The sequence below is a fragment of the Veillonella parvula DSM 2008 genome, from assembly GCF_000024945.1.
GTDB classification, from domain to species: domain Bacteria; phylum Bacillota; class Negativicutes; order Veillonellales; family Veillonellaceae; genus Veillonella; species Veillonella parvula.
The window spans coordinates 2,005,629-2,029,651 of record NC_013520.1; the positions used below are offsets into that span (position 1 = coordinate 2,005,629).

A 24,023-nucleotide genomic window follows, 5' to 3' on the forward strand; every position below is an offset into this window, starting at 1 on the left:
CTAATACTAGAAGAAATCTTTACTTAATTATATGTTAAAACATATATCAAGTAAAGATATTGAGATATAGAAAATCAAAGTCTTACTATATCCAATATAGATAACTGGTTTATTAAAGTAAACAAATGGGAGGTGACCAATGGTCACCTCCCATGTATTGACATTTTATCGAATCAAAATATTCTATTTTAGTTCTTTTATACGATTTTGCTACTTACATGTTATTATGTCTTTAATATGACCCTATTGCATTGATGTTATTTTGGTTCTTTCAACCAGAAGCTCATTAAGAGCCCTATCAACCCTACAGGTATTAATGTCATCAATGCCGTTTGTACGTCATAAATATCTGCTAGATGTCCTACATAAGGTGCCACAAGGCCACCTAAGGTAATGCCAAGGCCTAGCGTAATACCAGATGCAAAGCCCGCATTTTTAGCAAGGTATTTTTGACCTAACACCGTAATTGGCCCGTATTGTGAGAACACACCAAAGGCCATCGGTATCATAGCGCCAAAGAAGCCCCAAACGTTAGGCACAAAGATAAATACTAAAACAGAAGGCAAGAAAATCAGATTACCTAAGCGCACAGTTTTAAGAAATCCAAGTCTATCCGATAAAGCCCCTCCCATATAGGTAAGAACGGCCCCCATCGCAAAGTACGCAGTAAGGGCCAAACTAGATGCACTAGCTTCACCATTAATAATAGTAATATACAAAATAGGAATAAAGATAGCCAATACAGAGAAGAGTATAGATCGAGAGGCAATCACAAAAAATAACTTACCAAAGCTCGCCCAATCATTTGTAGCAGTACTAAGAACCTTAGAACGACTTTCACGGTTACCAGTATCAACAGTATCAGCAGTATCATCGGTATCAGCTTCACCCTCGCCCATAAAGGCATAGAGATATAGCAATACGCCAAGTAGTGCGATAATCGTAAATACACAAAGGAATTGTCCCCCAAAGACATATACACCCCCAGCGAGGAGAGGTCCAAGTGCAAAGCCAGCGCTACCACCGACTGCAAAGCGCCCCATAGCATTACCAAGCTCATGAGATTGCGTACGATTTACCAATAAAGCTGCCTCAGGATGGAATAATGCGGCCCCTACCCCGGCCAAGAGCGACAGAGCAAGAATCATTTCATAACTCGTAGCCATTGCCATGGCGCTAATGGACACGAGAGTCACCGTAAAGCCAACGGGAATAAACCAGGGCACGCGCCATCGATCCGCCACATAACCCAATATGGGCTGTGCGATGGAGGCCACCACGGTATTACAGAAGATAATGGTCGCCGATTGATAGTAATTAAGGCCAAAGTTAGCGATAAAAAACGGAATGAGCGCCGCTAAGGAACCTTGGCCAAAATCATTGATGCAATGAAAAATAGGCGGTCCGTACTTTCGTATCATACGTTTCATATAACCTCCTAAAACAAATAGATAATTTCTAATGTAAGACGAGTATACAAAAGCCTGCTAGGAAACTAATTTATAATTATCTGTTAAAATAATATACTTCTATCTAAAATGGTATATTGCTTTTAAACAAAAAGGGTAGATATAGCCAACACCTAATGCATGTGCCATAGGCTTGTCGGTCTATACCTACCCTAATTTTCATATGTTATGTGGAAAGCGCCTACAATTATAGGCCAAAGCGAGCCATGATTGTATCTACATGTCTTAGCAATTTATATGGGTCGAAGCATGCATCAATTTCCTCATCAGTCATGTATTTCTTAATATTTTCATCAGCTTTTAAACCTGTTGCAAAGTCTTTGCCTTCAAGCCAGCGTTCCATAGCATGTTTTTGAACCCAACGGTATGCTTCGTCACGTACCGCACCTTTATCTACAAGGTGTGTCAAAATTGTTTGGCTAAATACGAGTCCCCCTGTGAGGTTAAGATTTTTAAGCATGGTTTCAGGGTATACCAACAATTTATCAATGGTGCGAATTGTTAGGTGCAACATATAATTTAATGCGATTGTCGCATCCGGCAAGATCACGCGTTCTACAGAGCTATGAGAAATATCGCGTTCATGCCACAATGCTTGATCTTCGTAAGCAGATTGTGCATAGCCACGAAGCAAGCGAGCCATACCGCAAATTCTTTCACATGTGATAGGGTTGCGTTTATGAGGCATCGCAGAGGAACCCTTTTGTTTAGGGCTGAAATATTCTTCTGCTTCGCGTACCTCTGTACGTTGTAAGTGACGGATTTCCAATGCGATTTTGTCTAATGTACCGCCTACAACAGCGATGGTAGACAACAACTCAGCATGGCGGTCACGTTGCACCACTTGCGTAGCAATTTTAACAGGCTCAAGGCCTAATTTTTCACACACATATTGTTCTACGAATGGATCGATATTGGAGTATGTACCAACAGCGCCAGACAATTTACCAACGGCAACACTTTTACGCGCATGCTCCATGCGTTCAATATCACGTTCTACCTCTGCCATCCACAACGCCAATTTCAAACCGAATGTAGTTGGTTCGCCGTGGATGCCGTGGGTACGGCCAATCATAGGAGTATATTTGAACTCAGCTGCACGACGACGCAACACTTCGTGCAAACGCTTTAAGTCATCAATTAAGATATCGCAGGCTTGTTTCATCATGTACCCAAGCGCCGTATCTTTCACATCTGTAGAGGTAAGGCCAAGATGGATGTATTTAGCCGCTTCAGGACCTACGTATTCGCCCACTGCTGTTACGAAGGAAATGATATCATGGTTCGTTTCCTTTTCGATTTCATGAATGCGCTCAACGTCGAAATTTCCCTTTTCCCGGATTGTTTTCGCCGCTTCTTTAGGAATAACGCCCAACTCAGCTTGTGCCTCAGATGCGAGGGTCTCCACCAATAACATTGTGTCGAATTCGTTGCGTTCGCTCCAAATATGGCCCATTTCTTCTCGTGTATAACGTGGTATCATGATGTCTCCTTTGCATGATAAAAGCTAGATTTATAGGATTATTGTACCATATGTGAAAGCTCCATTCAACGAAAGCGCCTAAATTTTCCGAATGATAATTATATTAATTTTACTTATCGTTCGTATTTAATTGCCCAATCCTAGGAAAAAGGATACACATATTGAACTATAGACTCTAAAATAGGGAAAAACAAATACAATAATACTATTAACAACATAGGTAAAAATAACTTGAACCATATTCTCTCTCTTTAATTTTTCATATGGTCATATAGTAATAAATTAATTTATAATATAGCATAGCTATACATTGTAATATTGTGATATATAATAAACATAAGACTAAATGTACTGCGAATAATTGCTCAATCTACACACGAGCTTTATACTAATAGTAACAAACATTTTTACTATGGGGGGAGGCTTTCATGGCAACTTTAAATCGTAAAGAACGCCGCGCACAGCGCAACGAATCTAATACTATAGGTATTCTATTACGTCTATTCTTTGGGCTCAGCTTTATCGGCTTGGCGGTAGTCCTTTTGGGCGAGTTTGATTATAACTTCATCTTCCCCATCTTTACCGCAGATATTGTGGTGTCTTTAATTTACGTAATGATAAATAAATCCCGCATTACTACATCTCTAGCGGTACATACTAACGTACGCGTTATCATTGCATTTCTCATCATGTTGATTACCATGTTCTTCTACGCTTTTGCATTGTGGCGAGCTGATCAATTCAGCCCCCCTATGCAAGTCACATTATTCATCGGCGGCGCCATCGTATATCTAGCCGTCTTCAACTCTACGAAAACGATGCTTACCAATCAAAATTAATACAATCATTTATTATAACCATAACAAAGAGGCATATCACATACTAATGTATGTAAGATATGCCTCTTTATTGTCCTAAAACGACAGGAACTGCTAGATATACAGGTTCCCCTCTTCGATTGATAATAGAACCACTGCTTTTAACGATGCGCATTGCTTCCTCTTTTACAGGTTGCGGCACATCTTCTGCGATGAGCGGTGTATGTTCTCCCACGATGACATGTCCATCAACATCAAAGTTAACGCGCACTACAACCCTACCTGTTACGATTGACCCCTTCCCCTGTTCTTGTACAGTTCTTAAATATTCTTGGGGGTTGATATCTGGCTTTTGTAAAAGCGCTTGTTGTCCCGGATTCAATAAACTCCAAGCGAGATCAGAGAGAAAGGATAAATCACTAGCTTCGGCAAAGCCGTTTCCATTGGCATTCGGATCAGATGTTATATCCTTACCCATAGGAGCATTGTCAGGCTTAAAAAATTTACCATCTTTAGAATCATTTCCACCCGTAACTACAGCTTGTTCATTATTAGTTGTTTCCGATTCTATGGCCTTTGGAACGGCCCATTCGCGACGAGCATTAGATGTAGTCTTATTGGCATTTAAATTGTGAATGCTTTCATCACCTGTATTTTCCGTTACAAGGGGATCCGCCTTAGGCGCAGGCCCTTCCGGAGTCGGAGGTTCAACCGATGGCTTATCCTTAGATGTAGGCTCAATAGCGGTAGTTTCCGCATCATTTTCACTATCCTCAGGCAGATGAAAGCTAACCTCTGCTGCATCATAAGCCACACCTGTTCCAACAATACCACGTAAGGAAAGCCCCATGCCAGAAATAAGTATGATTGTAATGCCTAAAGACACAATAAAAGGTTTCAGATAATGTGATTCAAACATGGAATCACTTCCGTTCCGTAGCGACGCTAATGTATTTAGCACCGTTCACCTTGAGCATATCCAAAAGTTCAATAACCTCGTTATAATACACATCTTTTGAGGCGCGGATAACAAAAGCTTGTTGAGGAGCTTGTGTAACGATAGATTTGACCTCTTGCGCCAAACGATCCGAAGAAATTTCCTGATTATCAATATATAGCGTGTGCGTTGTAGTCAAGGTGATGGTGATAGGTTCGATAGACTTCGCCGTAGACGTCGATGCAGATGGTAAATTTAGCGGAATTTGTTGCTCTGTATTCATATACAGCGTGCCTACCATGAAGAATACGAGTAAGAAAAATACGATATCAATCATGGGAATAATCATGATGGTAGGCTCTTTTTTAACCCCTAATGTGCGTCGTCTCATATATCATGTTCCTCATTGTACGCATCAAGGATATTACCGCACTCATGTTCTAATGTCGCCACAGAATCGTTGACCTTTGCCGCACAGTAACTATGAAAGCCAAGCGCAATAATGGCCACGGTCAAACCTGTAGCCGTTGCCACTAAGGCCTCAGAAACACCACCTGTAATAATAGTTGGGGCCCCAATATCGCCACCTACCACAGCAAACGCACGAATCATGCCGAGGACCGTCCCCAACAAGCCCAACAACGGGGCCATTGTTACAATCATACTGAGCCAACTAAGGCCTCGTTTTAAACGTTCATCGGCGTACGACACTACATCTTGAAGGCGGTTTTCCAAGCCATTATAATTCTTTGCACTGCGGATAGCACGGGCAAATAAAGAACCAAGTTCCTCTGTATCACGTTCCAAAACACTTGGTAACATAATCCAAGATTGGTTCTTTTCTAAGACCTTATTAAAACGGCGCAAGTCCTTTGTAAACTTGCGATATAAAAAGATACGTTCAATGCCAATCATCAAGGTAAACAGTAAAAAAATCACTAGCGGATACATAACAAATCCACCAGCTGCAAATAAATGCGCTATACTACTCATACTAACCTCCAAAAGCCACATACCTTTAGGCTCTATCCGGGTTAATTATACCACGTTTTATCCCACCGAAAACAGATATAGAGCGTAAAACCACAACATAAATAGATATAGGACGACTTGCAAGATAAATATAGACTAATTCGCTAGATAGACATAAGCTAGCTAAAGTCCACAGGATAAAATTAAAATACAAAAAGGCTGCACTAGAAATGATATACATTCTAGTACAGCCTTTTATGCGTTCCTAAATAGATTAGTCTTTTTTAATAAAGCCTACAATGAAGCCACCTACTGACAGTGCAATTCCTAAACCGCTACAGAACATGCCGATAGAATACCACAATGTGTAAGATTGGTTATTCTCAGAAATCGCCTTTGCTGCCGCTTGAGCATTTGTAGCGTTTCTCGCAATTTCCAAATTAGCCGCCGATGGATCTGGATTTAATAATAGAATCACAATACCAATAATTAGAACAACTACACCTACAGGTAATAATAATTTTTTGTTCATTTGAATGCCCCTCTCTTATCATTATATGAAATGGTATATAAAATTAGATATTATTTATCAAGTTTGTTCATATCCAAACGATTCATACTGCCAATGAAGCGATTATAGGATTCAACCATATCATTATAATGATCATTTGTTTGGTCACCTAAGAATGTACGAATTCTACCAATAGCTGTATTTAATGAATCCTTAGCACTTTTATATTCCGAACTAGTAATACTATTAGATACGTCCATGATACCTTGTAACTCTTGGTTAGCTGCATTTACATCAATTTGTTTACCGTCTTCAAAGCCATCCAATAAAGCAGTTAAACGTAAATGAACTTCTTGAGCTGCCGCTGCATTTTTCTTGCCAGACTCTTTAAGTTCTTTCAACTGTTCTTGTTGGTTTTCCGTGTTGTGTTTGTGAATTACTGCGTCTAGTTGATTATACGCCGCATAGAACTGATCATATAATTGGACGTATTTAGGTCCTAATTGTTGTTCCTTAGCATAATTATCTGCTTGATATGAATTAGTTTCGTAGTACGTATCCAATTCACTGGCTACTGGTACAATATCCTTTAATACAGCCAATACGTTATCTAAAGGTTCTTTCATATCATCATATGGCACGCCAGCATCTTTAGCGGCTTGTAAGTTCTCTTGTAAAGAATCAAAATGTGGTGACATAAAGCTTGTTAAATGTTGCCCTTCTCTTAGTTTTTGAATGTCTGGGCCGATAGCATAGCCAAAGCGCACTGTATGACTGTTAAAATCGCCAACGGCTTTAATGTAGTTGTTAAACACTTTAACGTCATCTTGTGATGTCTTTTGAACACCTTGTTGTACGCTATTGGCAACCTTAGAAACACTACATCCTGTCAAGAATAATGGTGCTGTTAGAGTTGATGCGCACAATACTACTGTTAGCATTTTCTTTACTAGTGGTTTCATAATGACCCTCTCTTTTTAATCACACACAAGTAACAATCTATGATTAAATTATATATCATATATGATATATATAAAAGCATTAAGTATAAATATATGAAATTTATTTCATGAATACGCTTTCATAGGCATAGAAAAAGGCACAGTATCTTACTACTTGTTTCACCAACAGCAGTTTTAATACTATGCCTTTTACAAATACATCTTTAATTATATCGAAATACATACGATTACTAACAGAGTTCGTATTAAGATAAGTTATGCCGGCTTATCTAATATATATTTAGCAATACGATATATATTTAACAATACAATATGTATTTACCGATCTACTTATTGTAAAGACTTATCGAAAACGCCAATAAGCTCTTCAACGGCTTGAGATTCGCTCATTTCACCGTCTAAGACAGCATTTTCGACTTCGCCCATGCGACCTTGAATGACTACATTGTTAAAGAATAGGTTGTGCAAGTGTTCGTCAATCATATCACGTACCCAACGGAGGGATTGTTCTTGACGGCGTTTTAAGAAGACCCCATTTTCTTTACCTTGTTCAGTAAATTCTTGGATAACATCCCACAATTCATCGAGGCCATCCTTTGTGACAGCTGAACATGTGTAGGCTTGAGTCTTCCATTTTTCCGTAGCCGGACGGATATAATGCAACATACGGTCGTAATCGCTACGAGCAATGAGAGCTCGTTTGAGATTATCTCCATCAGCCTTGTTGACCACAATAGCATCAGCAAGTTCCATAACGCCTTTTTTAATGCCTTGCAATTCATCGCCTGCCCCCGTTAAAACGATGAGCATAAAGAAGTCTACCATGGAGCGCACAGTAACTTCGCTTTGCCCAACCCCAACGGTTTCAACGAGAATGATATCGTACCCAGCAGCCTCGCAAAGTAGCATAGTTTCTCTACTTTTACGAGCCACACCGCCTAGCGTACCACCAGCCGGCGATGGACGAATATAAGCCTCAGGATGTTTCGTCAACGTTTCCATCCGCGTTTTATCACCCAAAATACTGCCTTTTGTGACTTGGCTCGTAGGGTCTACAGCCAGTACGGCAACCTTGTAACCCGCTTCAATGAGCATGTTACCGAAGGCTTCAATAAACGTACTTTTACCGGCCCCAGGCACACCAGTAATACCGATGCGCAATGCCTTGCCCGTACGAGGCAATACGGCTTGCAACACTTGTTGAGCTAGTTTGAAATGGTCCTTATTATTACTTTCTACTAATGTGATAGCCCGTGAAAGTATAACGCGGTCCCCCTGCTCGATACCGCGTACATAATCAGCGACAGTTAATTTCTTTCGCCGCTGTACGGGACGTACCGCTGGAGCCAGATGAGCAGAGCTAGATAAGAGGCCGTCATGCATTTCTTTGACGCCTTTCATTACGTGACACGCATAAGTGTCATCTTTCTTCGCTTCTTCTGGCACCCAGTCGGGACGATAGGTACTACCCTCTGTGCTTGCGTTTTTTACACCTAATTCAGGGGCCTTGCCTTCACCAGTGGTGAAAGTTGCGTCCTGTGTATTGCGCAATTCATCCGGAGTAGACCGTTTGTTATCAGTCATGAGACTCGTCTTGAACGTGACTAGTCAATGTCTCTAGTAATTTTTTCGCCGCTACTGGCAAAACTGTACCAGGGCCAAAGATAGCCACTGCGCCATGTTCGCGTAGGAATTCATAGTCCTGAGCAGGGATTACGCCGCCGATGGCAACTAAAATATCTCCACGGCCCCGCTTGTTGAGTTCCTCTACAAGTTGAGGCAATAATGTCTTATGCCCCGCCGCAAGAGAACTAAATCCGACAATATGAACGTCATTATCCACCGCATCTTGTGCTGTTTCTTCTGGAGTTTGGAACAAAGGTCCGATATCCACGTCAAAGCCCATATCCGCGAAGGATGTAGCGATTACTTTCGCACCACGGTCATGACCGTCTTGGCCCATCTTCGCAATCATGATACGAGGACGACGACCTTCGAGTTCTTCAAAGTTATCCGCCATTTGACGTACTTCTTTGATTACATCGTCATCTTCAAATTCACTGGAGTATACACCGGAAATAGAGCGAATAACCGCTTTATGACGACCGCATACCTTTTCAACAGCAAAGGAAATTTCACCCAAGGATGCACGGGCACGAGCCGCTTCAAGCGCAAGAGCAAGCAAGTTGCCTTCGCCCGATTCTGTAGCCTTTGTGATCGCTTCAAGACAGGATTGAACCTTTTCTTCATCTCGGTTAGCACGCAATTGTTCGAGACGACGAATTTGCGCTTCCCGTACAGCCGTGTTATCTACGTCGAGGATATCCAATGGGTCTTCTTTATCTAGACGATATTTGTTGATACCAATAATCGCTTCACGACCAGAGTCGATACGAGCTTGGCGACGTGCAGCAGCTTCTTCGATACGCATCTTAGGAAGCCCTGTATCGATAGCTTTCGCCATACCGCCAAGAGATTCGATTTCTTGAATATGACCCCAAGCGCGACGAATCAATTCATCTGTCAACGCTTCTACATAGTAGGAGCCGCCCCATGGGTCGATAACCTTACATACCTTAGTTTCATCTTGGATGTAAAGCTGAGTATTACGCGCAATACGTGCGGAGAAGTCCGTAGGCAACGCAATGGCTTCGTCAAGCGCATTCGTATGTAGAGATTGCGTATGGCCCAAAGCCGCGCCCATCGCTTCCATACATGTACGAGCCACGTTGTTGAACGGATCTTGTTCTGTAAGAGACCAACCAGATGTTTGGCTATGTGTACGAAGTGCCATAGATTTAGGATTTTCAGAGCCGAAACTATTGATAATCTTAGCCCACAACATACGAGCTGCACGCATTTTTGCCACTTCCATGAAGTAGTTTTTACCGATTGCCCAGAAGAAGGACAAGCGTGGCGCGAACTGGTCAACGTGAAGGCCCGCATTAACACCAGTACGGATATATTCGAGACCATCGGCCAATGTGTAACCTAATTCGATATCCGCAGTAGCGCCCGCTTCTTGCATATGGTAGCCGGAAATGGAAATACTGTTGAACTTAGGCATGTACTGGGATGTATACGCAAAGATATCGCCGATAATGCGCATGGACGTAGCTGGAGGATAAATATAAGTATTACGCACCATGAACTCTTTCAAGATATCATTTTGAATTGTACCAGCCATAACCTTTTTATCTACACCTTGTTCTTCACCAGCCAAGATGTAGAACGCCATTACTGGTAATACGGCGCCGTTCATGGTCATGGATACAGACATTTGATCAAGGGGGATACCGGAGAATAGAATTTCCATGTCGAGGATGGAGTCTACCGCAACACCCGCTTTACCAACGTCACCTACTACACGAGGATGATCGGAGTCATAACCACGGTGAGTAGCAAGGTCAAAGGCGATAGACAAACCCTTTTGGCCCGCTGCCAAGTTACGACGATAGAACGCATTGGATTCTTCCGCTGTGGAGAAACCAGCGTACTGACGTACTGTCCAAGGACGAGTAACATACATTGTGGAATAAGGTCCACGCAAGAATGGAGGTACACCAGCCATATAGTCAAGGTGTGTCATTCCTTCATAATCCATCTCTGTATAGAGAGGTTTTAGTTGGATTTGCTCCATTGTTGTATTATATAAATCTTCAAAGCTTTTTCCTGTTTCTTTTTGAAGTTCAGCAAGCCATGCATCGCGAGATGTTGCTGTCTGAGATCCCAAGCCAAGAGAGGAGAAGTCTGGATTTTTAAACATGAGCTCACATCCCTTTCTTATCTTGTAACGTATTCAAGATTTCGTAACAATTTGCACGAACAGAAATGAAGTCGTCCACACCAGCTTCACGGTATACAGGTTCTAAGTCCTTAGGAGGTGCCCCTGCTAAAATAACCGTTACATTCGGCATAGTTTCTTTCAATTCCTTAGCAAGTGGTGGTACCAATTCTGGATATGTATCATCTGTAGAACAGATAACGACAACATCAGCACCACTTTCACGAGCAGCTTTCGCAGCATCAGCCGTTGTTTCATGACCATCATTTTTGATAACTTCAAAAGCACCTACTTCGAAGAAGCCTGTGGAGAAGTCCGCCCGAGGTTTATGTTGAGGGATTGGGCCCATATTGGCCAAGAATACCTTCACATTATCTTTCGTACGTTGTTTATAATTCTCAGTGCGCATGCGAAGTGCTTCAAACTGTTCAGTCCAGCGATGAGCTGCAATGGATTCAATGGTTTCGGAAGCAATATCGCCAGCATCTAAAGCCTTCCGGATTTGACGTATTGTTAATTTTTGTAATGCACCGAGTTCAATAAGACCAATCAAAGCGCCTGGCTCTGTAGTACCTGCTTCTAGGGTAGCCTGTGCTTTCACAACCGCATCTGGCTCCGCACTTGCCAAGTACTCCTCGATTTGAGCAACCCGTTTTTGACGCAATGTTTCTTGATTTTCTGGTTTTGGATCAAGCAATTCTTCAGTCATGTTCGCATACATGTTATTACCTACAGCCACATCTCTGCGGAATGAAAGATTTTTGAAGCGTTCGTCAAGAACTGCTTTAACTTGAGCTTGTGGATAGCCTTCTTTCAAAGCTGCTACGATACCACCTTTAGCCTCAATAGTTTGGAACTCAGCCCAAATTTTTTCACATAATTCGGCTGCCAATGTTTCCACATACCAGGAACCGCCTACAGGGTCCACAGGTTGACGCAATTCGAATTCCGTCTGCAACATGACCTGAATATTACGCGCAATACGACGGGAGAAATCGTCAGATTTGCGAATCGGCTGATCAAACGGAGATACCTCCAGGCTGTCCAAACCGCCCACAACGCCGGAGAATGCCTGTGTCGTGTTACGCAACAGATTTACATACGGATCGTATACGGTCTTTGTGAAAGCCGATGTTCTGCCGTGAACATGCACCGCCCGGTCGCTTTCATCAGCGCCGAAGGCCTCCATGATACGCGCCCAGATCACACGCAAAGCGCGCAATTTCGCGATTTCCATAAAGAAGTTGGCCCCTAAGGAGAATGTGAATATCATGCTTTTAGCAATAGTATGAATATCGATGTTCCGTTGTGCTAATTGACGCACATAGCAAACTGCTGTTGCCAATGCATAGGCAACCTCTTGCACATCATTAGCGCCACCATTAGCGTATACATCGCCAGATACAAGTACAGTTTTAAGCTCTGGAGCTTGTTCTTTAGCCCATACAACAGTATGTGCCATTTCATCAAAGGCTGTATCTAAAGACATATGCAATGTACCATCTTTAGCCCAAACACCAATAGGGTCTGCGCCAACGAGACCTTTCAAGTCAGAGGTCTGTTTTTTAGAGCCTTTCACCGTAGCGGCTAGCATACCGAGCAAGATAGCTGCAGAAGCACCTGTTTCAATGTATAAAGGATTTTCCTTTAAATTAAAACGTTCAATCAATTGGCTACAATCATCCATAGTAGACAGAGATGTACCGCCGATACCAACAGCTGCGCCTACTTGCACATCTTGATCATGGCGTGTTGCTTCATCAAGGCGAATATTGTGAATGGTACCACCTTTTACAATTTCGTATAAACTTGCATGGTTAGCATCCTTAGGAAAGGATTCGTCTACATATTGGGATACGCCCCAAGAGTCTTTAATATAACCACTTGCCTTTGTGCCACGTAGGAACTCACCTGCTCCAGGATATACACCCTTTGGAATTTTTTCTCCATGCAATGCAGGCGTGTAAATTGGTTGTAACGTTATTCCCTCATAGGTTTTAGTGAACATCTTCTTATGGAAGTCGCCACCTTTTAACGCTTTTTCAACCTCGGCCTGCCATTGTTCATACGTAGGTTTCTTAAACTCATCAAAGGATACAGGTGCTAATAAATCACGTTCAGCATCCTTTGAAGTCTTTTTGTCAGACATATATGTGCCTCCTTTTCAACTCGAAACCATACCGAGAAACAGCGCACCGTACCTGCGAATTGTTAGATATATGAATCACTCGAGCTTTATCTTATTGGACCACATCAACCTCAAAATGTGTCCATCGGTTTAATGTCTATAAAACTTGACGCATATACTCAACATCCACTCTAAGGGCAATAAAAAACGTGCCACCTAAAGTGACACGTAAGGTTTCTTATTGAAAGGTACACTAAAAAATACTGTAGCCAGCATACCCCAATCCCCTTCCTATCGCTCGTAGGTACATAACGGTGATTATCAAATAGGCAGTTCTCCTGGCTCGGGATCATCACCTCGCTTTCGCCTTCCCAGATTACTCCAGTGACATATATGAAAGCAGGCTCATCCTTACAGTGGCGGGACCGCATCGGCTTATACCGATTTCTCTATTAAGTCTTACGACACCTATTCTCTATATTCGTTGTTCTAAGTCCAATATAGTGTAACAATATGCACAAAGTCAATGAACATAACATTTAATCATAAGTACCAAAACTAAAGTTATAACTGAAAATCATATGCAATAACTAAAATGCATGAGTTAAGAATTTAAGGATTAATGATATAATAAGTACTATCACGAGGAGGCATTATGGACCATACAAGTAAAAAAGGGTTAATCACAGCCCTTAGTTGTTATATAATTTGGGGCTTACTCCCTCTATATTGGGCATTATTAAATCATGTTTCACCGTATAATATACTGGCACAACGCATTATCTGGTCAGGTATTTGCATGGCGATCGTTGTATTTGGCCTACATTTTAAACAATTCAAAAAGGACTTTCAATTACTAAAAGAACAACGTTCACAACTATTCCTACTTTTAGTTGCGGCAGTCATCATCAGCGTAAACTGGTTCACCTACATTTGGGCCATCGCCAATAATCAAGTTATGAACACGAGCCTTGGCTATTACATCAACCCACTCTTCAATGTAGTATTAGGTGTCATCCTATTTAAAGAGGTTCTATCTATACCGAAAAAGCTGAGTGTCCTTATCGCTACCATCGGCATCGCCTTACTCACCTATCAGGTAGGATCCTTGCCATTAGTGTCCATGATCCTCGCCGTTTCCTTCGGTCTTTATGGGGCCGTAAAAAAGAAACTACTCATCTCTCCCTTTACGAGTATCGCCTTTGAGGCCTGGCTATTAACACCGTTAGCCTTACTATATACGACCATGATCGATAATACAGTATGGTCTTATTTCAGTACAGACTGGTATACATCCATGCTGCTCATAGCCTGCGGTCTAACTACATCTGTTCCATTGGTGCTATTCTCCTATGGTGCGCAGCTATTGCCGCTCAACCTACTAGGTTTCTTGCAATATGTATCCCCTACCATTGCCTTGTTGCTAGCCATCTTTTACTTTGGTGAAAGCTTTGGCACACCACAGATGATTGCCTTCGGTTGTATCTGGATAGCCTTAGTATTATTCTCGTTATCGAGCCAAATTACAACGTGCATTAGCCTAAAAAAGTAAGGTATATCCTATATATCAACTAAAAAGCTGTATCAAATGACATTCTCATTTGATACAGCTTTCTTTTATATAAACGTATTAATCTAACTTATTTTAATCTAATTTATTTTAATCTAACTCATTCATATTGGTCGTATTCAGATTAGAAATGTAATGGTTATAGGCCTCAATCATACGATTATAGTCATTATCTTGTTTTGAACCCATATAGGTACGGATTGCCCCAATTGTAGAGTTTACAGAGGTTTTAACAGAATCATACTTAGGACTAGTAATGCCATTTGATACATCACCAATAGCTTGCAACTCTTGATTGATAGCATTTACATCTAATTGTTTTTCACTATCGATCTTTTCTAGGACCGCAGTAAGTCGCAAATGAACCTCTTGTGCTGCAGCTGCATTTTTCTTGCCTGCATCACGCAATTGTTGTAACCGTTGTTGCAAGCGGTCCGTATTGATTTTATGCATAACATTATCAAAGTCAGCATAAATAGGAACAAATTGTTCATACAATTGAACATATTTAGGACCTAATTGTTGCTCCTTAGCATAGTTATCTGTGGTATACCCTTTAGATTTATAGTATGCATCGAGCTCTTCGGCCACCGGTGTAATTTCATTCAATTTTGAAAGCAACTTATCTAAAGGCTCCTTCATTTCATCATAAGGAATACCGGCTTGCTTAGCCTCTTCTAATTCTTTTTGTAGCTGCTTAAAGTTCGGCGCATTAAATACAGTTAAATGCTGCCCAGCTTTTAACTCATTAAGAGTTGGCGTATTCGCATAATCAAACATTACAGCCATGCGATTGTATCGGCTTACAGCTTTCACATATTGATTAAATAACTGCACCTGATCTTGCTCAGACCGTTGCGCAATTTCCTTACGGCTCTGTTCAGTACCCTGCCATAGTTCTGACATACTACAACCGCTCAAAAAAAATGGGGATGTCAATGTCGCCGCACACAACACAGCCATTGCTACCCTTTTACCAAATGGTTTCATGATGAATCCTCTCCTTTCATCAATACACAACCTAATTTATACATATTAATTATATACTAATATGATTTTTATGAATAGGATTAATATATAAAAGTCATGTATCAATTTTGTCAAGTGACTAATAGAATCAGGGGTGACCATTGGTCACCCCTATTTTCCTTTATATACTGTTAGACTATAAATAAGAATGTATAACTCCTAATAATTGTTTTATACGTATACACGTGTTACTATAAAAGGAGAGAATATGAAGGATAAGGATTTACTATTAGGAGGACCTATGAAATTTATATACCCTGCTATAATCCATGATGATGCCGATGGTTTCTGGGCCGAATTTCCAGATCTCGAATACACTAGTAGCACCGGCTCAACACTAACAGAATTAATAACCAATGCACAAGAGGCTATGGAACTCTATATATTAGGCGCTTTAGAAGATGGACAAACTCTACCTACCCCCACATCTATTCGCAGCTTACCATGTACCGAAACAACATATCCTACATTAGTTCAAACAGATATTGATTTAGCTAAAAACAGTAAATCCGTAAAGAAAACCCTAACGATTCCTGCCTGGCTAAACGATAGAGCATTAGCTAAAGGAATTAATTTTTCTCAACTTTTACAAGAAGCATTAGTAGAGAAAACAATGTAATTTACATCATCAATTGCTCAGCAAAAATAGAGCTTTCACATTAGGATTTAGCCTCTTCCAGTACAGCATAATATACGGCGTTACAAAACAACCTACAAACACCAAATATGTAAGGAATAGGGGTGTTTCTATATTATGTTGGGACATAAACCCTGACCAGTCTACGACCACTAGACCACCAAGGTATAGAAAAACAAGCCAATATATAAATCCTATCACCTTTATAATAAGGCGAATCATCTGTTTCACATCCATATCTACAATCCAACCAATGTTTTAAATCGCCTATTATTGTGAAAGCGTTCAAAATGGTCTTGTTCGGCTGCAACAGCTTTTACAGAAGGATCAATGTTTATAGCCTTTTCTAGCCAATCAAGAGCCTTAGTATCTTCCCCTTGGTCTGCATAAATAGTAGCAATACCATACACAGACCAAGTGTTACTAGGGTCCTTTTCCAATACCTTTTCAAACCATTGTTTAGAATCGTTTAACTGACCTTGCAATTTATAGACCATGGCCATGTTATAGTAATTAGCCACATTGCTAGGATCTAAATCATAAGCCTTTTTAGTATCTGTCAACCCTTTAGCCGCATCACCATTTAATGCTGTTGCAAAGCCGCGTACAGAATAGGCTTCTCCGTTGTTAGCATCTTGTTTAATAGACGCAGTGGCTTCCTCTATGGCTTTCGAATACTCACCAGCAGATAAGGCTTGCTTTGCTGTAATTAGATGGTCATCTTGCTTGGTAGTCGCTTGGCTGTTTCCCGCAGCAGATGTAGAGGAACCAGTTGCAGTAGCAGAACTAGTTACATTTGATTCTGTTTTATTACTATTCGTATTTTGATTCAATCCACATCCCGTAAGAGCTATTATTAAAAGAAAGAAAAGCACAAATTTCTTCATTAAGAATTCTCCGATCATTAATTATATACAAGACTCCTTAGCATGATGATATAATATAAAATACCTCCCGAAAGGAGGTGGTATATTGCAGGAGCTGTTTTATGCACTCTGGGGCACCTTGCTTGCCCCTATTATTGTTGCCTTAGTTGTAACTACCTACAGCTACTGGCTTAACAATAAAAACAAAAAATAAGCAAGAAAAAGGACGAGCTGCCACTCGTCCTTTTTTTTGGTTATATTGCAGGTAATTTCATACACTCTACTACCTACGTTTAGTATACCACATTTCTTAGAAAAATAAAGAATTAGAAATAAATCTCATAAAACCCCTAAAAAACTATTACTAGTTTTAACATAATTTGCGAGCAATATTAAAGCAACATTAATATAAACTACCAGTTACTTTAACATAAACTACTAGCAACGTTAACGTAAATAGCAATAGATATACAAGACTTATTTCTTAGCCTTAGAACAACGATCTAATAGGAATGCAACACCAACGAATGGGATGCCACCGCTTTCACCAAGACCGATTTCACAGGTAGAGCTGGAGCTTACGCCTAGTGTTGCACCGTATTCAGCGATTTCAGCAGCAAGGTCTTTGGTAGCAGATTTATTAAGTTCTGGTGTGAAGAACCCTTTTTGACCAGCAAAGCCATCGCATGCAAAAGATTTAATGTTAAATACATGGTCTGTGCATAGACGAACCAAATCTTCAATATATTGAGATTTATTCAAGGATTTAATCTTACATTGTTTGTGTACGATGACCCGTTCATCACATTTTTCAATATCGAGATGAGGCACAACGTATTTACACAAGAATTCAGAAATATCGTTGATTTCTAAGTCTGGCATGTGTTTGAAAGCATGGTTGAAACATGCACTATGATCGATCACGATTGGATATTTACCGTTTTGAGATGCTTGCATCAATGCATCGTGTAAGTCCTTAACAGCACGCTCATGAACGTCATCATAGTTTTCAAAACTCAAGCCACAGCAGAGGTTTTCGATATGTTGAGGGTAGATAATATCGATATGGGCCTTGTTGCAAAGGCTTTCCACTACTTGTTGCAAGCTGCGTTCATCATCGTAACCTTGATTAGGTTTGAAGGCGCGGTTCGCACAAGTACTAAAGTATACAACCTTTTCAAAATTAGTCGGTTTAATACGGCTTCTCAATCTGTAACGATTGGCCTTAGGTGTAGTCTTAGGAATGTACGGAGTAATACCTGTTACACCATGTAAGCCTTCTGTAATCTTAGAAATCGCTTTTTGTGTAACAATAGAACCTGCAATACCTTCAAGACTTACTCCGGCACGAGCCATTTGAAGTGTAGTAGGGAAATTATCGTAAATCTTCTTAGCTAATTCCGGTGCTGGAGGATCGATGCGGCGCATGGATAATGCAATTTGAGCAGTATCGATACTGAGTGGGCAAAGACCTTTACACATGGAGCACGCAGCACAGGTATCTACACCAAAATATTCATAGCCTTTTTTAAGTTCCGCAGCCAATGTGAAATTGCCTTCGTTTTCAAGGCGTTTTGTTTCACGCAACAATGCAATACGTTGACGAGGAGTCAATGTTAAATTTCGGCTTGGACAATGTTTTTCACAGAAACCACATTCCATACAGATTGTAAAAGCATCATCGATAACGCATTGAGCTTTAAGATTTTTCTTATACACATCTGGGTCATCAGTAATGATAACATCAGGATTCAAGATACGTTCAGGGTCAAAGATAGCTTTAATACGACGATTGATTTCGTACGCTTTACGCCCCCATTCCATTTCAATAAACGGTGCCACCATACGGCCTGTACCATGTTCAGCTTTTAAAGAACCACCGAAGCCAGAGACGCGTTCAGACATTTCTTTTACCAAGTCACCGAAGTTCTTAGTATCTTTAGGATCGCTGAAGTCAGGTGTAATGTTAAAGTGAACATTACCAGATAACGCATGGCCAAAGATCACGCCACCGTCTACGAAATCGTATTTATGGAATAATTCGGTAAGCATTTCGATGCCCTTAGTGAAGTCTTCGATTTGGAAACATACGTCTTCTGTAATAACAGTGGTGCCTTTTCTACGTTGACCACCAACGATTGGCAAAATGCCTTTACGGATAGCCCACCAAGAATCGTATTCTTTAGGATCTTGGGAGTAAAGACTTGGAATAGCTGTTGGAATATCTTTCAATTTATCTTTAATAAAAGCTAAGTTTTCATCGACAGTTTCTTTGGAGTAGCTTTCAGTTTGGAACAAAATAGCACTTGTACCTTCAGGAACTTCGCGAACGAAGTCAGGCACATTGTCTAGCGCTTGAACGGCCTTAAGGGATTGATAGTCCATCATTTCCGCAGCAACAACCTTGTCACGACCCATATTAGCCAAGGCTACAACAGCAAGAGATGCGTCATTCAATGTTTTAAAGAACATGAGACCGCAGCCTTTATACGGTACGTCCTCAACAGTGTTATATACGATTTCAGACACGAAACCTAATGTACCTTCAGAACCGATGAACAAGTGGTTGATGATATCGATAATATCTTCAAAATCAACAAGGGAGTTCAAGCCGTAACCTGTGGTGTTTTTGATTTTGTACTTATGGTGAATCAAGTGTGTCAATTCTTCATCGGCCAAAATATCCTTACGCAATTGTAAGATATCCTCTACCATTTGAGGTTTTTCTTTAAGAAATTGATTAATACTCTTTTGGTCAGACGTATCAAGGATGGAGCCATCTAATAATACAACGCGAATGGACCGAATTGTTTTATAAGAGTTTTGCGCCGTACCACAGCACATACCAGAGGAGTTATTATTCAAGATACCACCTACTAATGCTGTGGCAAGCGTTGCAGGATCTGGACCAATTTTACGATTGTACGGTTTCAATAAATCATTCGCATCGGAACCGATAACACCGCATTCACATTTCAAGGCTTTCCCATCATCAATAACTTCCATTTTCTTGAAGCCATCATTACATACGATGAGCACATCTTCACTGGAGCATTGACCAGACAAAGAGGAGCCGGCCGCACGGAATGTAAATGGTGTCCCACATTGTTGACACAAACGAATAAGTCGTCTTACTTCTCGTTCATCTTCAGCTTTAACAACTACCTTTGGTAAATAGCTATAGCAAGACGCATCAACGCCATATGCATAACGACGTAAATGATCGGTGTATACGCGACCTTTACAGATCTCATTTGCCTCCTTGGCAAAACGTTCATAATCTCTAATAAGTGTACTCACTTCTATTTCCTCCTATCCTTTCTTAAGGAATCTATTACTTTTAGTATACGCCGTTCTCATTCTCCTCACTATAATTATGCATAATTTATATCTCTTCTAATAAAAATCGATATGCATTACTCTTTTATTCCCTCAGTTGAAAGTACATCTCATTAGCATTATCATGTACCCATTTTTCCTCATATACAATCAAGAATCCTTATTTATTAAGCATGTATAGATATAGTCAGTAATTATATGCTAAAACCTCTCTAAATAACGATTCGTACTACCTATAATTCTATAGTAAATACATTACTAACATTATGCATAAAAATAGTATGATTTATATATTTTAAATTTTTCATTCTCATTTATAGTTCTCTATGACTTTTAGTTATACCCTTTTATAAAATGCTGAAAATACAGAAAGCCCTCTAATGATAAACGCTTACGAATCACCATTAGAGAGCTTTACTAAATTATGCTTATTAAAGATAGATTAATTATAAAACCATATTATCCCAAAATACCAGATTTAAGAATGAGGCGTACCGCCAATGCAAAGACAGCTATGCTCATGAGGGCGAGGATAGCTTTTGCTTTGAGACGTTTTGCAATACGAGCACCTACTTGAGCACCAAAGATAGCGCCAATACTTGTAGGAATAGCAATACTAAATATGATGTGGCTTTCAATTAAATGTGTAATAACCCCCACCGTTGTTGATACGGCGAGAATAGATTGACTTGTAGCCGTTGCCATATGGGTAGGAAAGCCCATGAGATAAATCAAAGCCGGCACATGGATGAGGCCACCACCTATACCAAAGATACTCGAAATAAAGCCAACAAAAAAGCTAATACTAATACCGATAGGTTTACTATAGCTCAACTGCTCAAGAGTAAGGCTTTCTTCCTTTCTTTCCCCTTTTCTAAAATTTTTAAAACCAATCAATACGGATGCACACAGCATAAAGCATCCAAAGGCAAACATAAAGCCTTTACCAGAGAACCATCCAGACATTTGGGCACCTAAAATAGCCCCCGGAAAGGTAGCAAGACTAAAGATGATAGCAGCGTTAATGTATACCTTTTTTTGCTTAAGATACGCTATAGATCCAGAAATGGCATTACACATAACAGAAAAAAGCGATGTTCCTACGACCATAGATGGAGACCACTCTGGGAACCAGTACATAAAGAGAGGCACAAACACAAGGCCCCCACCGGCACCGATGATGGTACCAATCATAGCTGCTAAAAAGCCAACTATGGTAAAGAATATATAGAATACCACTATATTATCAATCACATTAAGACCTCCCATGCCATTTGAATTATTGTTTCTCCATATATACAAAAGATAATCCCGTTTCATCCTGTATTTCTCTAACGGCTTTATACCCCATTTTTGTATATAACTTTATATTGATCCAGCTTTTCGTACATGTATATAATACACGCCGGTCTTGACTGCATTGTTCATCTACGAATACTAATAACTTCCGAGCCAACCCTTGTTGCCGATAGTTTGGATGCACCATCAAGCGACCGACCTCTACCACGCCATCGTCATATTGATAGCGAATACCTCCGATGATTCTTCCCCCATCATCTACCAGTTTATAGGTATGCCATTGGGTGAAAGTAGCTTTAAACTCCTCTTCCGACTCCATCAATGCAGGAACCATTCGACTTCCAATCATCTCCGCTTCGCTTTCAAATGTAAGCAATTGCAAACGGTACAGATCCAATACATCTGACTCAGTAGCTTTCACAATTTTCATAAACTACTCCTAATATATACCACGAATCAACGATTAGCTTTAGATATAATGACTAATTTGATTGGAAAAATTCCTTAGCCGCCTTCAATCGGCCACGTTCACAGGAGACTTGTAATTCATCGCCTGGCTCGAGCTTCACATCACCAAGGGGCACAATGTATGTGCCGTTGCGACGAATGCTTACGATGAGCGTCCCATCTGGCAAGGCCAAATCTTGTAATTGTACATCTGTATAGTTTGCCACCACAGGCACCTTCGTTTGAAAGAAGGTTTGCACCGATTCTAGATTGCTTTGACCACTCATGGCTTGCAACAAGGAATCGTAAATCGGCGGTTCTTTTAAAAGCTCCGCCACAAGATAGGCCACGAGCGTAACGATACCGATAGCATAAATATTAGAGAAACTATCCGTCATTTCAAGAACGAGCAAAATCGCCAAAATTGGGGTCCGCATAGCGGCCGCTAACATGCCACCCATGGCACAGATAACGAACTGTGGTACAAAATCAGGAGAAATAAGTCCTAAGGTTGAAAGTAAGCTTTCACAAAAAGCACCTGTTGCGGCACCAATTACGAGCATAGGCAAAAATATGCCCCCTTGAGCACCACTGCCATAGCAGAAGGTGGTAAGTAAAATCTTGCCTAATACGATGCCACCTAAGAGCAATACGCCATGAGATTGAAAGGCAAGCTGACCCACAAGGTCATTGCCCCCACCCAAGAGGAGCTGCGAATCAAAGCCAATGGCTGCCACTGCCACAAAGGTAAGGACTAATTTCAAGAATCGAGAACATTTGAGCCAGTCAAAGAACCTCTTGAAAGCAAAAATCATACGGCAGAATAACACGCCACATAGCCCCATGATAACACCCACCATGAGCAGTATCGGAAAATATTCAAGAGGAACCCCTGAAGTCACCGTAAACCCCAGTGCTGGTGTAAGTCCAAAGATACTAACCGTAATATAGTTAGAAATCAAAGTTGCCACGAAAGTTGGTACAACGAGATACGGATAAAAGCTTTTATGTACCTCTTCAAAGACGAACATCGCCCCCGATACGGGCGCACTAAAAGCAGCTGTTAAGCCTGCCCCAGCACCTGCGGATGTCAAAATACGCTGTTCTCGTAGCCCCGAATTCATCCAGTAGGACACAATCTTCCCAGCAGAGCCGCCAATCTGTACGGCTGGCCCTTCACGACCTACGGAAAATCCTGCAAAGCCGGTCAGTACGCCACCAATCATTTTAGATACTAGTGTCCGATAGGGCTTCATATCAAAGAGTCCAAGCATTTCCCCTTCGATTTGCGGGATACCAGAACCACCAGACAATGGCGCCCACGCTAGCAATCGATCTACGATAAACGCAAAAATGACCATTGCCACAAGCCAACCTATGGCCCATTCCATGGTAATGCCTTCCATCAGATGCCACCTAATATGCTCTGATTCAAGTATCAAATAACGGTATGATGCCCCAAAAAAGCCGGCAATCACCCCAACAAGAGCCCCCTTTGCAATGAGCTCCGTTAAAAGTACGCGATTCATAGACATATCTGCCAAGGTAGAACTACGCTTATTAAATTTCCATAATTTCATAACATCCTCCTTAGCAGTGACCAAAACCAACCTTTCCTCTGCCGACATAGGTCTACACGAACTATGCATTCATATCCTTAGTATACTTATGTAAACCACCATTTTCAAGAAAGGATTACGTATAAAAATAGCTTTCTCACGGAACACGAGATCAAAGGTCCGAGTCACAAAACAATAGATAGCGCTTTAAAC

General features: G+C 40.8%; 20 protein-coding genes and 1 riboswitch. Of the genes, 4 read left to right on the forward strand and 16 right to left on the reverse strand.

Annotated features, from left to right (window positions below; genetic code table 11):
- Window positions 1-257: 257 nt before the first annotated feature.
- Window positions 258-1,430: an MFS transporter gene (locus VPAR_RS08955; protein ID WP_012864954.1), complete on the reverse strand. Its 1,173-nt coding sequence runs from the start codon at window positions 1,428-1,430 to the stop codon at window positions 258-260.
- A 226-nt stretch (window positions 1,431-1,656) separates the two neighbouring features.
- Complete coding sequence (gene purB / locus VPAR_RS08960; RefSeq protein WP_004694564.1) at window positions 1,657-2,952, reverse strand: adenylosuccinate lyase; 1,296 nt, start codon at window positions 2,950-2,952, stop codon at window positions 1,657-1,659.
- Between the two features lie 428 nt (window positions 2,953-3,380).
- Between purB and VPAR_RS08965 the strand changes: the two genes are divergently transcribed.
- Window positions 3,381-3,791 carry a hypothetical protein gene (locus VPAR_RS08965; protein ID WP_012864955.1) on the forward strand — a complete coding sequence of 137 codons (411 nt, stop codon included), beginning with the start codon at window positions 3,381-3,383 and terminating at the stop codon, window positions 3,789-3,791.
- A 67-nt stretch (window positions 3,792-3,858) separates the two neighbouring features.
- Here the strand turns inward: VPAR_RS08965 and VPAR_RS08970 are convergent, their stop codons facing one another.
- From VPAR_RS08970 to VPAR_RS09005, 8 genes are all read right to left on the reverse strand, one after another.
- A complete protein-coding gene (locus VPAR_RS08970; RefSeq protein WP_012864956.1) occupies window positions 3,859-4,689 on the reverse strand; it encodes a hypothetical protein in 831 nt (276 codons plus the stop codon).
- Between the two features lie 4 nt (window positions 4,690-4,693).
- Window positions 4,694-5,098, reverse strand: a complete 405-nt coding sequence (locus VPAR_RS08975) for an ExbD/TolR family protein (protein WP_012864957.1) — start codon at window positions 5,096-5,098, stop codon at window positions 4,694-4,696.
- The gene (locus VPAR_RS08980; protein WP_012864958.1) at window positions 5,095-5,700 is read right to left on the reverse strand and encodes a MotA/TolQ/ExbB proton channel family protein; all 606 of its coding nucleotides are present in this window, start codon (window positions 5,698-5,700) and stop codon (window positions 5,095-5,097) included. The genes VPAR_RS08975 and VPAR_RS08980 overlap by 4 nt, the downstream gene beginning before the upstream one ends.
- A 253-nt stretch (window positions 5,701-5,953) precedes the next feature.
- The gene (locus VPAR_RS08985) at window positions 5,954-6,211 is read right to left on the reverse strand and encodes a hypothetical protein (RefSeq protein ID WP_012864960.1); all 258 of its coding nucleotides are present in this window, start codon (window positions 6,209-6,211) and stop codon (window positions 5,954-5,956) included.
- Between the two features lie 50 nt (window positions 6,212-6,261).
- Entirely contained in the window at window positions 6,262-7,152 is an 891-nt protein-coding gene (locus VPAR_RS08990; protein ID WP_012864961.1) for a DUF3829 domain-containing protein, read from the reverse strand.
- Between the two features lie 330 nt (window positions 7,153-7,482).
- Window positions 7,483-8,736, reverse strand: coding sequence for a methylmalonyl Co-A mutase-associated GTPase MeaB (gene meaB, locus VPAR_RS08995; RefSeq protein WP_012864962.1), 1,254 nt, complete (start codon window positions 8,734-8,736; stop codon window positions 7,483-7,485).
- Window positions 8,729-10,918: a methylmalonyl-CoA mutase gene (gene scpA / locus VPAR_RS09000; protein ID WP_004694550.1), complete on the reverse strand. Its 2,190-nt coding sequence runs from the start codon at window positions 10,916-10,918 to the stop codon at window positions 8,729-8,731. Before scpA ends, meaB begins: the two co-directional genes overlap by 8 nt.
- 4 nt (window positions 10,919-10,922) lie before the next feature.
- A complete protein-coding gene (locus tag VPAR_RS09005) occupies window positions 10,923-13,085 on the reverse strand; it encodes a methylmalonyl-CoA mutase family protein (protein ID WP_012864963.1) in 2,163 nt (720 codons plus the stop codon).
- Window positions 13,086-13,375: 290 nt separating this feature from the next.
- A riboswitch (cobalamin riboswitch) is annotated at window positions 13,376-13,551 on the reverse strand.
- Window positions 13,552-13,719: 168 nt separating this feature from the next.
- Here VPAR_RS09005 and rarD point away from each other — a divergent pair.
- On the forward strand, window positions 13,720-14,616 hold the full coding sequence (gene rarD / locus VPAR_RS09010) for an EamA family transporter RarD (protein WP_012864964.1): 897 nt from the start codon (window positions 13,720-13,722) through the stop codon (window positions 14,614-14,616).
- 108 nt (window positions 14,617-14,724) lie between these two features.
- On the opposite strand, the gene VPAR_RS09015 is transcribed toward rarD, so the two are convergent.
- Window positions 14,725-15,624, reverse strand: a complete 900-nt coding sequence (locus VPAR_RS09015) for a DUF3829 domain-containing protein (protein ID WP_012864965.1) — start codon at window positions 15,622-15,624, stop codon at window positions 14,725-14,727.
- 280 nt (window positions 15,625-15,904) lie between these two features.
- Here VPAR_RS09015 and VPAR_RS09020 point away from each other — a divergent pair, with 280 nt between their 5' ends.
- Window positions 15,905-16,282, forward strand: coding sequence for a type II toxin-antitoxin system HicB family antitoxin (locus tag VPAR_RS09020; protein WP_042466936.1), 378 nt, complete (start codon window positions 15,905-15,907; stop codon window positions 16,280-16,282).
- A 257-nt stretch (window positions 16,283-16,539) separates the two neighbouring features.
- Here VPAR_RS09020 and VPAR_RS09030 read toward each other — a convergent pair whose 3' ends face one another.
- Window positions 16,540-17,187: a tetratricopeptide repeat protein gene (locus VPAR_RS09030; protein WP_012864967.1), complete on the reverse strand. Its 648-nt coding sequence runs from the start codon at window positions 17,185-17,187 to the stop codon at window positions 16,540-16,542.
- A gap of 118 nt (window positions 17,188-17,305) precedes the next feature.
- Here VPAR_RS09030 and VPAR_RS09635 point away from each other — a divergent pair, with 118 nt between their 5' ends.
- Window positions 17,306-17,380, forward strand: coding sequence for a type I toxin-antitoxin system Fst family toxin (locus VPAR_RS09635; protein WP_229039624.1), 75 nt, complete (start codon window positions 17,306-17,308; stop codon window positions 17,378-17,380).
- A gap of 263 nt (window positions 17,381-17,643) precedes the next feature.
- Here the strand turns inward: VPAR_RS09635 and VPAR_RS09035 are convergent, their stop codons facing one another.
- The 4 genes from VPAR_RS09035 to VPAR_RS09050 form a co-directional block, all read right to left on the reverse strand.
- Window positions 17,644-20,466 (reverse strand): FAD-binding and (Fe-S)-binding domain-containing protein, encoded by a 2,823-nt coding sequence (locus VPAR_RS09035; protein WP_012864968.1) that lies wholly within the window; start codon window positions 20,464-20,466, stop codon window positions 17,644-17,646.
- 498 nt (window positions 20,467-20,964) lie between these two features.
- Window positions 20,965-21,759, reverse strand: a complete 795-nt coding sequence (locus VPAR_RS09040; RefSeq protein WP_042466843.1) for a sulfite exporter TauE/SafE family protein — start codon at window positions 21,757-21,759, stop codon at window positions 20,965-20,967.
- A 25-nt stretch (window positions 21,760-21,784) separates the two neighbouring features.
- Window positions 21,785-22,234, reverse strand: coding sequence for a GNAT family N-acetyltransferase (locus tag VPAR_RS09045; RefSeq protein WP_012864970.1), 450 nt, complete (start codon window positions 22,232-22,234; stop codon window positions 21,785-21,787).
- A 52-nt stretch (window positions 22,235-22,286) separates the two neighbouring features.
- Entirely contained in the window at window positions 22,287-23,831 is a 1,545-nt protein-coding gene (locus VPAR_RS09050) for a ClC family H(+)/Cl(-) exchange transporter (protein ID WP_012864971.1), read from the reverse strand.
- Window positions 23,832-24,023: the final 192 nt, after the last annotated feature.